Origin of the sequence: Photorhabdus aegyptia, from assembly GCF_000612035.1 — a bacterium.
GTDB classification, from domain to species: Bacteria; Pseudomonadota; Gammaproteobacteria; order Enterobacterales; family Enterobacteriaceae; genus Photorhabdus; species Photorhabdus akhurstii.
Map to the genome: position 1 here is coordinate 1 of NZ_JFGV01000005.1, position 12,717 is coordinate 12,717.

The window sequence follows — 12,717 nt, forward strand, 5'->3', positions numbered from 1 at the left end:
TGACGTTGTTTTATTTCAAACTGGCGATCGTTAATTTCTATCGTGCCTTGTTTTTTCAGTATTGCGGCACGGGCCACGGGAGGCAGGCAATTTATCGGGTATTCAAATGATTTTGAACCTGAGCGTGTGCGACGCTTCTCGCCTGCCAGCTTATCCAGATTTGCACGAATGTTATGTTGCATGCTGGGAAAGCCAGGCAAACCAATACACTCTTTAGCAGTAACCCAAATATCCATCAGTTCACACTCCCAAAATGAAGAGGATTGCTCCCGTAATTATTCTTTTGCATGGTTATAGCGACTCGGCCAGATAACTGAGGGGTCAACCCCAATTGCCTGGGCAATCAATCTTTCTCCCTTGGGCCAAGGGCGAACTAGCGCATTACGTAAAGTATCCTTAGCCAAACCAGCGCTGACAGACAATGCGCGTAGATTTGTGCCGCGTTTTTCTAATGCCGCGCGGATATCTGCGCGATGCCAATCTGCTTGCTTGCTTGTCTGCATTGTGAAATCCTTATAGGTTTATCGGCGCGGATAATCGCTATTGATTATCGGTGTGAGTATGAATATAAGGCATAAAAAACCGAATGTAAAGCCAAGTTCGGTTTTTTATGCAAATTGGTTTTTATAGAGCTTTTTCAGGGGGAACAGTTCAATGGTCGGCTCTTACAAAGAAAAAACTGACGATAAAGAGAATAAACTGAATCGGATTATTCCAGATGAGCGAATAATCCGTTTTGGTGAGCGTTTACGTGAAGCTATGAAAGGAGAGTCGAACAATTCATTTGCAAAGCGTTGCGGCATGTCCGAAAGGGTAATTAGGAATTATTTAGATGGTTCAACGTATCCATCAATTGACAGATTGGCTGTTCTTGCCAAGGCAAGTAACACCTCATTGGAGTGGTTAGCAACAGGACAAGATAATTCGATTAAAAATACCGATTCGGTTTTATGTACGAAGCGTAATGAGCAATCATCTCCTTCGCCAAAACAACAGCAGGCATGGTCTGAGATTTTAGAAAGAATGACTCCAGAAGAAAGAGAATCAATTATTGACAGGGTTTTCAGACAAGGCATTAGCACACTACTAGTACCTCCCCAGACAAGTACTCAACAACAAGAATCGCAATTTCCTTGGCCGGAAGATCTGCCTACTAAACTGGGGGTGTCTAACCACTCATTGGCGTTTGCTCAACTGTATGCATCTTTAACTGATGAACAACGACAGAGATTTTTGGAGTCTATCAATGACAAAGAACACATCCCGGCAAACCACAACAAGATGAGCAGCAAAGCAGGTTAACATGGGCTAAAGTAGCCTATGTTTTAAAACGTATTTAAAGATGTTTTAAATGGCTGATAGGGCGTATCCTGGTTTTATTAAAATAAGTGGCGCAAAAGCAACAATCACAAAAATTTTCTCATCTTAGTTAGTCTGCCCGTTAGGGCAGGAATAAACTTATCACACTCACTCAACACCGCACCAGCGCTGAATTTACACCCGTGAATTCCCGTTTATTTTGACCAATTCCCTATTCTTTTTGTTTCTCATTACTTGTGGTTCAATACACCGGGAGGCATCCTTGTAACCAATGCCGCTGCGCACCTCGATCGCCTGACTACGGTCATGGACCATCTTTGGAAAGTCGCCGATCCAGAAGAAGTAATTGATTCTCCCTGAGCCGGTAGAGCCAGAATGGGTGCGGTAAATATATTGACTGTCGAAGTCGATCTGATTCTTGCGCAGATCTAGGGTTTTGATCACAGCCCCGGGCAGGGGTACCAGCACTTTCTTCTCGTTGTCATACCGATAGCCATTGCCTTTGTAGGCATCGTCGAGCGTGTTGAAGTAACGGCCTACTGCCTTGGCATCCTCGGCGACCGCGCCAAAGGCTTGCGCCAGTGCCGTAAAGCCTACCGCCAGCCCGCCAAGGATCACGCCAGCCCCACCGAGTACCGCCCCAGCTGTCGAAGCGCCCATCAACCCGGCGCCCACTCCGGCGGTACCGGTGACGAAGCTGGCTGAGTCGAACGCTAGCTGGGTACCGAATACGGCCTTCTGCACATCGTTCTCAGCATGGGCCAGCTCATAAGCATCCAGACCGACCATAGCGCCTCCAAACAGCACCCCTGCGCCTTCGTTAACGGTGTGCCCCAGGATGGAGGTAAAGTCCTTGAGTGAGGTTTCGGCGGCCATCACTTCACCGCGCAGCGCCGTGCGCACCAGCGCAGTGACCTTGGCTATATCCTGCACGCTACCATGAGCCATCTGGACAAAGTTGAGGTAGCTGTGGACCTTGAGCGCAGTGGCTAGATCAGGCGAAGCGATCCCACGTGCCGCATCGTTGCGGTTCTTGTCGGCAAACCATTGGATCAGCGTCTGTATTGCAAACCCGGCGTTCAGCCCATCAACTGGAGCTGCCTCGCCGACACTGTTTTTTGGCCGTATCTGGCCATGTTCGAAGGTGAAATGTTGGCTTAGAGTGAGCATATGTTCATCAACGAAGCGGCGGAATTCGGTAAAGGTGGCATCGCCGCTGCTCACCCAACGGGTCTCCTCGGGTTGGTCGCGATTGATGAACTGGACTCGGTAGCGGCCTTCGCCTTGGTCTTCGGTATTACTAATCACTGGCATCCAGCGCTGGTCAAGGTTGTTTTCTTGGGCGAGCTGTGTACTAGCCTCGGCGAACCTTGCTCCCCACTGTTCGGCATCGAGGGTCGCCAATGCAGTGTGCAACCGAGCGTCCTTGGCAATCCGTACTTGGGCGTTAACCGCCTGTTCAACCTGCCGCCGTTGCTCTATGACCGTGGTTAGTTCATCGGGGCGGGTCAGGTCGGCCACGTTCAGGTCGTTGCCCACCGGCACTTCGGCCATCTTGCCGGTATCGATCTCCACCAGGTTGAAGATAGGGGTCAACTCGCCGCCAGGCGAACCGTAGTGGGCGGCCAGTTTGCGCCCCACCAAGTGATTCTTCATGGCCCGGAAGAAGCTGACTGCATCGTTGAAGGCAAAAATCCCGACATTTGGGTCATAGAAATAGTAACGGTGTCCTTCGGGTCCGACCGTACTTCCCACCATCATCGAGTGATTTGGGGTATTGAGCGCGAACATTGAGGTCTTGGTTGCCCCTTTTAGCAGGGAAACTACTTCGGACAATTTAAACTGTCCCTTTGCTGTTGACGCCTGTACGGCTTCAATATTATTGGAGTGTAGTTTGATCAGGCTGTTTTTCAGCAGTGTGGAACTGCTTGCGTGGGGATCGGCGGCAGCCAAAAAGAGTTTTTCCACCAGATTGTTGATACCCGCTTCGCCGCTGTTAGCCAGCGCCACCGCCATCGCTCTGACCAAGGGATAGCAACGGCCGCCGGATTTGTCGCCGACCAGCGACAGGTAAAAGTCCTGTGGCGCCAGACGGTCGAAGCTACTACCGATGCGATGAAAGTCCTCGCTGTACACCGCCGTCCACTTCAATACTTTGTCGATATACTCTGCCTGGCTGGTTTCAGTGATGTGAACGCTCAAAGCGCCTTGCTGCTCGGGAGTGAGCTGGCCTTTGAGAAACAGGCTCTTCATCTCCAGGGCTGACATTCTGTCGTACAGCCCGGGGATGTTGATATCGCGGAAGTGGCGCTGACCATTGGTAAACGCGGTGCCGTGCACACGATGTTGGTAAGTTTCGGCGATCGCATAACGCTCGCCCACGCTACTGGTATGTTCCGGTCCACTGTTCTGGACGGGTGTATTGTCGATCCGCACCACGGCAGCCATGCCGTCCTTGGACTTGATCTGCTGCCATAACCAGCTTTGTTCGACGAAGCCCGCTTCACGCAGAATCGTATCGTATTGCGCTTTGTAGTACTCCAGAGTGATATTGATCTGTTTTATCTGTTGGTCAATCAGGTCGTGCCGAGAGCTAGTGCGCCGCTCTTCATAAAGTTTGTCTCGCTTGTCTGCCAACTGTTTGGTATCAGCGTTCATCTTGTCGTAAACTTCGGCGCGTAGTTTGCTCCATGCAGCAATTGCAGGATGATCAGGAGAAAACTCACCCTCTGTGTATACACCATCGGTGATCCCTTCGACTGATACCCCGAATTGGGCAGCTACTTTTTTTAGTCGTTGGTGAATTTGTTCACGGTAAGTGACGAACTGAGTTTGGTTGCGTTCAATCACTTGACTGTCTGCGACTTGAATCGAGAGTGGCTCCTCGTTGTCGCGTAACTTTAGCCGAAGCATCTGGCCGTCTTGCCGATACTCTTGGCGCTGGAGCGCCAGCTGCCATTCGTCATTGACGTACTGCATGTACGCCACGGCGAGGTTTTCGGTGGTGGCTGCTGCTTGGTAATCTTTGTAGTCCACTGCCATCACCACGTTATCGTATAGCAGCGAACTGTTGATTCGACCGTCGTGGTAGACCCGGTAGGTATTGGCATCGAGGTTGGTCACTACTACCGAACCGCCCGATAGCGTTCCGGTAAACAGAAAGCTTCCTGCGATCGCATGTTTAGGAATGTCTACGTAGGCTGGTGACGCATTGGCTTGGTTGGCGCTGTCGTAGCCGAGAAAATACGCGGGTATGCTGTTAGCGCCTTCTGTTGCTACATCATTATTAGCGCTTCGATCGGTGTAGTCGAGCTCGTACAAGCCTGATCCGATTTTCACTAGCTGGACGTTCCCTTCTGCCGGGAGGTTCCCCGACCTGATCAATGTCTCGGCATTGATGATGTTGGATTTGGCGAACAACACAGGATCGGCGGCGAACTGATGGATATCGGCGCTGCCTCGACGAGGCTCAGAATCGCCATTCATGGGCACCAGCTTCCCTTTGAGTTCACTATCCCGTAGCGCTTGTGAGAGCAGCGCCGGGTTGTGTACATCGTATCCGCGCGTCTGCAAAGTATGCGCCAGGGCCTTCTCGATCGGAATATCGGTCAGCAAGGACTGTGTACCTGCTGCCGCAATCAGTTGTGCTCGGGACTGACCATGACTGCTCGATCCGCCCGCGGCCGTTTCAGAGTAGGAAATGCCTTTGCCCACGCGATACATACCAGTTGGAGTGTGTTCGACAAAGGCTGTCGCCGGTAACAGTTCGTTAAGCTTTTTACTGATAGTTTGGGCATGCTCGATCCCGGCTCTGGAAAGGTAGATAACGGCTTGGTCGGTACGGCTGCCCAGATTTTTCGGCCCCATGATCTTGGCCTGTTCCAGCCAGCCGCGATTGTCATCATTGAACAATTGGGTCAATGCCCGGGCAAGCACGTTGAAATGCACCTTGCTAACGTTGATGGTCAGCCGCGCACCAAGCTTGCCGCGGGCGCTATAACGTTGCGCAAAATCCTTGGGCAGCATTCGGAAAGCTTCAGCATTGTCCAAGGCGTCATCAGTTTGCGAAGCCAGAGCTGTTTTCTCATTGCCTTGTACCAAGATGTCGACTGTCGTGGCGCGTGTCGCCAGTGCCTTGATATAACCGACAAATGCCTGTTGCTCGCTTTTATCGAGGCTACTGATACCGACCGGCCTGTCATTACTGTAGCGCCGATAAGCGTTGCCCTCTAGCGTCTGTTCCAGCGTTTTCTGTTGCTGGAGAAGCTGAGGACTCCACTTGCGACCGTTTTCACGGAACCCTTTCTTGATCTCTTGGATCAGCATTTGGATCTTCGGTTTGCTCTTCATCTCTTTAAAGGTCGCCTGCGCAGATGCAAGCAGCGACTGGTAGCTGTTACTAGGCATGATGGTTCTCCTTAGGAAAATCCTACTTTGGTATTTACGGGTTACAACGCTTCATGAATGGCTGGATTACGGTGGACACGGTTGGTCGTTTGCGAGCTGAGAATCTTTCATCTGTAAGGTCCACAGCCGGGTATAGAGTCCGTCTAGAGCGAGTAGTTGCTCGTGGCTGCCCTGTTCGACCACTTGACCTTGGTCGATCACCAGAATCCGCTGGGCATGGCGCAGGGTATTAAGACGATGGGCGACGCTGATCACTGTACGGCCCTGAGCAATGCGCTGTAGGTTAGCCATCACCGCTGCTTCCGACTCGTAGTCCAGGGCGCTAGTGGCCTCATCCAGTAGCAGTATCCCCGGATTGGTCAGCAACGCTCGGGCCAGGGCGATGCGTTGGCGTTGCCCACCGGAAAGCTGGCCGCCACGTTCGCCGACTTGGGTTTCATAGCCTCGGTCCAGCGCGTTGATAAAACTATCGGCGCCGGCCAGAGTCGCTGCTTCATACACCTCCGCATCGCTGGCTTGGGGTCGGCACAAGCGGATGTTCTCGGCGATGGTGCCGGCAAACAGCACGCTTTCTTGCAGTACTATGCTCATGTTGCGGCGCAACGCTGCCGGATCTGCGATCGCCAAATCGATTCCATCCACCAACACTTGGCCGTGTTGGGGCACATAGAGGCGCTGCAACAACCGGGCCAGGGTGGATTTACCTGAGCCGGACGGACCTGTGATGCCGACGAATTCGCCGGGATGAATTTCGATGTTGAGGTTGCGTAACACCTCCTGACCATCCTTGTCATAGCGAAAGCGCACGCCCTTGAAGCTCACTCCTCCCTGTAACTTGGGTACGGAGGCCAGGCCGCCATTGCCACTTTCCCCCTCCTCATCAAGAATGTCGCCAATCCTGCGCATTGAGATCAGGGTGTGCTGGAAATCCTGACAGATCTGGGCCAGACGCAGAATCGGTTGGGTCACGTGTTCTGAAAGCATGTTGAAAGCTACCAGCTCCCCTGGGCTGAGTTTGCCCTCCATGACCAGAGTAACGCCCCACCACAGCAGCAGGGCGGAGGTTAGCTTCTGGATTAGGTCGATCCCCTGACCGGCCAGAATCCCTACCACTTTGGCGCGGAATGAGGCGCGGACGAAAGCGGATAGCTGCCGCTCCCAGCGGTGTAGGAAGCCGGCTTCGGTGGCGCTGGTTTTGATGGTTTCGATGCCGGTGACCGACTCGGTAAGGAAGGCGGTGTTGTCGGCCCCTAACTCGTATTCCCGTAATACCCGGGTACGCAGTATGGGTCCGATACATAGCCAGAACAGGAAGTAGAGCGCCAGGGAACCGAGTACCAGCCAGGTTAGCTCGGTGGCGTAGAGGAACATCACGGCTACAAACAGGCCAACAAAGGCCAGATCCAGTACCATAGTCAGCGCCGAACCGGTGAGGAATTGACGGATCTGGTTCATCTCGCGCACCCGGGCGATGATCTCACCGGTTTGACGTTGCTGGAAATAGCTCATAGGCAGGGATGTTAGGTGCTGATAAAGGCGGCTGGATAGCTCGGAGTTGACCTTGCTGGCGAGGTTGGCGAATAGCCAGGAACGAAGGAAACCATAAACGGGCTCGAACAAAGCTAGGGTCAACATGGCGATTCCTAGTACTTGTAGGCTGGATAGACTACGGCTGACCAATACCCGATCGATCACGTTTTCGAACAGTATGGGAGTCACTAGGGCGATCACTTGTAGCATCAGAGACACCAGGATCACGCTCCTGAACTGGCTGACATGCTTACGGATGGAAGGCACGAACCAGCCGAAGCCAAATTTCTGCCGTTTCGGCGGTTCGGTCGCTTCCGCCAGCAGCACGGCGCCGCCTTGCCAATGGCTAACGAGGACGGACCGGGGATAGCGACATGTCTTGCTCGCGCTTGGCTGATACAAGGTAACTAACTCGCCCTCGACTTTTTCTAGCACCAGCCAGCCCTGTTCCGTATCCAGCAGGATAGGAAGAGGCAGAGTGTTGAGACGGCTCATATCTGTGGTGATGTGGCGTGCCCTCAGGCCGATCCACTGGGCGCAGCGACACAGGTCCTGGCTGTTCGAAACCCCTTGGGCGCGTCCGAGACGGTGGCTCAGTTGTTCCGGTTCCACCGCCAAGTTGAAATGGCGGGCGGCATGAGCCAGAGCCAGTAGGCCGCCATCCGTTACAGCCTTGGATTTGTCGACGATGATCGGTTCCGACAGAATAGATTCGATGGTTGACATTATCGTTCCCTCAATGCTTCAGACTGGTACTGTTGCAGTGGGCTGAGTAGGTAGTCGATCACCCGCCGCTCACCAGTGCGGATTTCGGCGGTGATACTCATGCCTGCTTGGAGCGGTACCTCATGTTCGTCCATTGCGATGGAGGAGCGTTCCATCTGGATCTGTGCGGGGAATATCAAGCCTAGTTGTTCATCCTTGACCGCATCCTTGGAGACGTGGGCGACCTTACCCCGTATAGTGCCATAGCGGGTATAGGGAAATGAGTCGACTTTAATCTCCACCGGCTGGCCCGCGTGCACGAACCCCACATCTTTGTTCAACACCATCACCTCGGCCTCCAGGGGGGTATCATCGGGCACGATCACCATTAGCTGTTGGGCCGATTGCACTACGCCTCCCAGCGTGTGGATCGCTAACTGTTGCACCACGCCGTCGACCGGCGCCCGCAGGCTCTGTAACCGCTGTTTTTCGCCGGCCTTTATCAATTGCTGTGTCATGACCGCGACGGCGGTTTGAGCTTCGTTCAACTGGTCGTAGTATTCCCGGCGGGTCTTGGTCAGGTAGCGGTTCCGGCTCTCCTCTAGTACCTGATATTGCGCCTTGAGGACGGCCAACTCGGCGTACTGTTGAGAAAGGATGCGTTCGATCTCTAGTTTCTCCTTCTCCTGTTCTAGTAGCTCGACTTTTGGCAGTAGCTTGTTGGCGGCCAGGGTACGACGAGCCTCAAGACGCACTTTGATATTGGTTAGTAGTTTCTCCAGCTCAGTGATATCGGCGTTACGCGCACTCTGGTTCGCTTGGTTGACGTTCATCTCTCCGTCCAGACTTTCTAAATTGGCGACCATCTCTTTCCAGATGCTGACCAAGTGCTCTCTAGCTAGCTCGACCTGTGCCTGCGGTATACTTTCCTGTACGGCGAAATGCTCAGTAGGGGTTTCGGTTAGCAGGGCCTGTAGTCTGGCCAGCTCCAACCGCTTGAAGTTTAGTTGCTCCTGCCGCTCTTTCAGCTCGGCCTCGACTCCTATGGGGTTGAGTTTGATCAGTACATCTCCGGCCTTAACCTTTTGTCCGTCACGTACATGAATCGCCACAATCTCGCCGGGCTCAAGGGACTGGATCACCTTAGAGTGGCTGGACACCAGCAGCCGGCCAGTGGCGTTGGCATGAATATCTAGGCGACCGACAATGGACCAGAGTAGAACCACCAGCAGAAATAGGGTCAATGCTATCGCTGTGCACCTTGCCCAAGGAGCGGGAGGGCGTTCAACGATCTCCAGATAGCCGGGCTGAAACTCGTACTCGTCGCGGGTGCGTTTCATCGCTTTGGGGGCGTTACGCTCCTGACGCCAGGCTCGGAGGACGGTTTTTAGGTGCTTGAATGACATCATGCCGTCTCCTTTCGTAATTCTTGTTGCATCTGCCACAGCTTGGCATAGCAGCCTCCCTTAGCCAGCAACTGGTGATGGTTGCCTGATTCGGTGATAAGGCCCTGTTCCAAAGTAATGATGCGGTCGCAGTGACGCACCGTGGACAGGCGGTGGGCAATGATGATGACGGTACGCCCTAGAGCGATCTCGGCCATGTTGGCTTGGATCAGCGCCTGGGATTCGTCATCAAGGGCGCTGGTCGCCTCGTCGAAGATCAATATCTTGGGGTCGGCCATTAGCGCTCGGGCGATGGCAATGCGCTGGCGCTGTCCTCCCGATAGGGAGCTGCCAGCCTCGGCCAGAACTGTGTCATAACCCAAAGGTAGTTGCAGGATAAAGTCATGTGCGCCTGCCAGTTTAGCGACTGTCATCACCTTCTCCAGCGAGGCGGAAGGATCTTTGAGTGCTATGTTGTGGCGCACGCTACGGTTGAACAGATAGTTCTCCTGTAGTACCACCCCAATCTGGCCGCGCAGGTAGCCGGGATCTAGCTGGTGTAGAGGAATGCCGTCGATTAAGATCTCCCCTTCGTCCGGAGCGTAGAGCTTCTGTAATAAGCAGGTCAGCGTACTCTTACCCGAACCGGAAGGGCCGACTATGCCTAAGTTCTCGCCGGATCTGATATGCAGGGTAACACCCTGCAACACTGGGGCTTGATGGGGCTGGTAGCGGAACACTAGGTTGCGTATTTGTAGATCGCCAGAGAGTGGTTGTTGAGGACGGATGTTCCCCTGCTCCTGCTCGACGGGCAGGTTGAGTATGTCGCCGAGCTTATCGACAGCGACCCGGGTTTGGACAAACTGTTGCCACAGGTCGATGAGTTTGGCGATGGGTTGGTTGACGTGGGATACCATCATGTTGAAAGCGATCAGTTGGCCTATGGTGAGTTCCAGAGAGATCACCATGTTGGCGCCCAGCCAGATAATCCCGACGCCGGTCGTCTTCTGTAGCAGCATAACTCCGTGGCTGATAAAACTATTAAGGGTCTGGGTGCGGAAACCGGCTTCGACCATGTTCGCAGTCTGGGATTCCCAGCGCCGTTGCATCCTGGGTTCTACCGCCAGGCTCTTGATGGTTTCAGCGCCGCTGACGGACTCGTTCAGGAATGAGGTATTGAGGGCTGCCGTTTGGAACTGTTGTTCGATGCGCTGTTGCAGTGGTTTGGAGCTCAGCCAAGCTAGCAGAAAATAGAGTGGCAACACCGCCAGTACCACACAGGTTAGGGACGGCGATAGCCAGGCCATTACCCCGAAGAAGACAAAGGTGGAGGCTAGGTCCACGCACAGGGTTAGCATGGAGCCGGTCAGGAAGTCACGAATGTTGTCGAGCTCTTGCACTCGGGTGATGATAGCGCCTACCTGACGGTGTTTGAAGTAGAGAAGGGGCAGGCCGAGTAGGTGCTGGAACAGCTTGATCCCCAAGGTGATATCGATGCGGTTGGCGGTGTGGGCAAAAAGATATTCGCGCAGTCCCCGGAGCACCACTTCGAACAGCCCAACCACCACCAGCACGATTACTAGTACGTCCAGGGTAGATAACGCCTTGTGCACCAACACCTTGTCCATCACCACTTGGAAAAACAGGGGAGTGACTAGGGCAAGTAATTGAAGCATCAGGGAAAAAAGCAGCACCTCGCCGAGGAGGCGGCGATGATGGATAAACGCAGGTATAAACCAAGAGACATCGAACCGGAGGGAAGCTTCCCCTAACCGGATCACTTCTCCGCTCCATCTGGCTTCTAGCTCGTTGATGGGGAGTATTTCGGGTGAAACGGCATGAGGAGATTGGATCAGGGCCTGATCAGTGGAAAGGCGAGCTAATACAACAAATCCTCCCTGTTTGTCGCGAAAGGCCAGAGGCAGGAGCTTGGGAGTTAATCTGGAGAATTTTAAGCGGCACAATGCCAGATCAACATCATGTGCCTTACCGTACTCTTTTATTGCAGGTTTCAGTTTGCCGTGAGAGAGCAAAGGCTGTGGTTCCTGAGCCTCACCTTTAGCTAATTGTAATAATAATCGGCAGCAGTTAAGAGCCGATGGCAATGTATCGGCATTGCCGGATATATTTTCCCTATTCATTATAATTTTCCCTCACGTGATACCGTTCTCACGTTATTGGCATAAAAAAAATCTCTCCGCAAGATGATGTATTGCAGAGTCAATTAATAATAATCTGTATTAATAGCACGGGCTTTAATTCGACTATATGTCATTTCCATAGGTGGGTGCAAGTTAAAGCTAATGAAAGTTGCGATTAATTAATTGATATTATATTAAAAAATAGGAATGAAAATAAAATATCTCATTTTGGATCATAAGATGAATTATTTATTTCATTGTGGGAAAATTAGTGTCAAAAAAATGTTAATTGCTCGTTGCTAATTTCTCGTTATTAATCTGGCCTATAGCATTCAGTGTCTGAATATATTGAATTGATATTAAACATATCCGTTTTTATTTTCTATGGAGAGCGAAAATTAAGAAAGAAATATTGGTGATGGCTGTCAGGAATGACCATTTTCAAATTTCTAATAAATTCGTTTAGGTTATAAATGACCCTTTACTACTAACTGTTTTGCAACCTCCTCAGTTACCTTGTCGAAACAGCCAGAGAGTGAACAGAACTCAGTTGGGTAATGAATCAGCAGATTTGCATGCTGATCTGGTCACACGCAAAAATTGGAAGTAGACGAGCATCATTCATAACGTTGCATCAGAATCTTCTCCCGCTGTTTTTTTGTAATGGATGAAAAGCCAGAGTCTGTGAGCATAGAGTCGTCGTTGGGCTGGAAACGGGTAATGCCTGATACTTCTCTTGAGCTGATTGCGATACCCGGTAGCTATTTTAGTTTGTTAGAGAATAATGAGAATAAAACTGTTTTAGTTCAGGCTTTGAATAAGGCGTTAGCAATTAGTTATTCAGTTGTAAAGCGGAAGTGTAATACTGATATTAGTCAGGAATATTGAATAATTTAACCTTGATATGATAATCCAGTACATGTTGTTTATACCGGATTTTTCTTAAAACAGAATAATGAAAGAGATTATTTTAATAATCCTGTTTAACCAGAAAAAGCATCAGGGAAACACCAATGCTGCACCATATTTTTTCCATTCCCAATAATAATTGTCTTTTGAAAACTATCTATTTTATTATTTTTCTGATTAGTCAGATTGTTATTGAGAAAACAACTTATAGAAAATAAGACAAGTCTGAAAATGCGTTTTAATTGTAATGTCAACTTTGTTACTTTGTTGTTAAATACAAACACTTAAGTAATAAAATGAAAATATATAGTATTATGCTG

8 protein-coding genes are annotated in these 12,717 nt (G+C 51.3%); 2 read left to right on the forward strand and 6 right to left on the reverse strand.

The window, feature by feature from the left end; genetic code table 11:
• Together BA1DRAFT_RS02475 and BA1DRAFT_RS02480 are read right to left on the reverse strand one after the other, a co-directional pair.
• The coding region (locus BA1DRAFT_RS02475) for a DNA-binding protein (protein WP_036775846.1) at positions 1-236 on the reverse strand (236 nt) is incomplete at its 3' end.
• A gap of 39 nt (positions 237-275) precedes the next feature.
• Positions 276-503: a helix-turn-helix domain-containing protein gene (locus BA1DRAFT_RS02480; protein ID WP_036775847.1), complete on the reverse strand. Its 228-nt coding sequence runs from the start codon at positions 501-503 to the stop codon at positions 276-278.
• Between the two features lie 151 nt (positions 504-654).
• Between BA1DRAFT_RS02480 and BA1DRAFT_RS21170 the strand changes: the two genes are divergently transcribed.
• Positions 655-1,302 (forward strand): helix-turn-helix domain-containing protein, encoded by a 648-nt coding sequence (locus BA1DRAFT_RS21170; RefSeq protein WP_051560624.1) that lies wholly within the window; start codon positions 655-657, stop codon positions 1,300-1,302.
• Between the two features lie 192 nt (positions 1,303-1,494).
• Here BA1DRAFT_RS21170 and BA1DRAFT_RS02490 read toward each other — a convergent pair whose 3' ends face one another.
• The 4 genes from BA1DRAFT_RS02490 to BA1DRAFT_RS02505 all read right to left on the reverse strand — a co-directional run bounded on the left by BA1DRAFT_RS02490 (position 1,495) and on the right by BA1DRAFT_RS02505 (position 11,488).
• Positions 1,495-5,727, reverse strand: coding sequence for a TcdA/TcdB pore-forming domain-containing protein (locus tag BA1DRAFT_RS02490; RefSeq protein ID WP_235200947.1), 4,233 nt, complete (start codon positions 5,725-5,727; stop codon positions 1,495-1,497).
• A gap of 66 nt (positions 5,728-5,793) precedes the next feature.
• Complete coding sequence (locus BA1DRAFT_RS02495; RefSeq protein ID WP_036775849.1) at positions 5,794-7,983, reverse strand: type I secretion system permease/ATPase; 2,190 nt, start codon at positions 7,981-7,983, stop codon at positions 5,794-5,796.
• Entirely contained in the window at positions 7,983-9,368 is a 1,386-nt protein-coding gene (locus BA1DRAFT_RS02500; RefSeq protein WP_152544263.1) for an HlyD family type I secretion periplasmic adaptor subunit, read from the reverse strand. Before BA1DRAFT_RS02500 ends, BA1DRAFT_RS02495 begins: the two co-directional genes overlap by 1 nt.
• The gene (locus BA1DRAFT_RS02505) at positions 9,368-11,488 is read right to left on the reverse strand and encodes a type I secretion system permease/ATPase (RefSeq protein WP_036775852.1); all 2,121 of its coding nucleotides are present in this window, start codon (positions 11,486-11,488) and stop codon (positions 9,368-9,370) included. The genes BA1DRAFT_RS02500 and BA1DRAFT_RS02505 overlap by 1 nt, the downstream gene beginning before the upstream one ends.
• A gap of 720 nt (positions 11,489-12,208) precedes the next feature.
• Here BA1DRAFT_RS02505 and BA1DRAFT_RS23415 point away from each other — a divergent pair.
• On the forward strand, positions 12,209-12,376 hold the full coding sequence (locus BA1DRAFT_RS23415; RefSeq protein WP_157297547.1) for a hypothetical protein: 168 nt from the start codon (positions 12,209-12,211) through the stop codon (positions 12,374-12,376).
• The last annotated feature ends 341 nt before the right edge of the window (positions 12,377-12,717 follow it).

Excerpts from the sequence above, each read along its gene's own strand:
- BA1DRAFT_RS02480 (WP_036775847.1), bottom strand. The coding sequence starts at position 503 with ATGCAGACAAGCAAGCAAGCAGATTGGCATCGCGCAGATATCCGCGCG.
- BA1DRAFT_RS02490 (WP_235200947.1), bottom strand. The coding sequence starts at position 5,727 with ATGCCTAGTAACAGCTACCAGTCGCTGCTTGCATCTGCGCAGGCGACC.
- BA1DRAFT_RS02495 (WP_036775849.1), bottom strand. The coding sequence starts at position 7,983 with ATGTCAACCATCGAATCTATTCTGTCGGAACCGATCATCGTCGACAAA.
- BA1DRAFT_RS23415 (WP_157297547.1), top strand. The coding sequence starts at position 12,209 with ATGCCTGATACTTCTCTTGAGCTGATTGCGATACCCGGTAGCTATTTT.
- BA1DRAFT_RS02505 (WP_036775852.1), bottom strand. The coding sequence starts at position 11,488 with ATGAATAGGGAAAATATATCCGGCAATGCCGATACATTGCCATCGGCT.
- BA1DRAFT_RS02500 (WP_152544263.1), bottom strand. The coding sequence starts at position 9,368 with ATGTCATTCAAGCACCTAAAAACCGTCCTCCGAGCCTGGCGTCAGGAG.
- BA1DRAFT_RS21170 (WP_051560624.1), top strand. The coding sequence starts at position 655 with ATGGTCGGCTCTTACAAAGAAAAAACTGACGATAAAGAGAATAAACTG.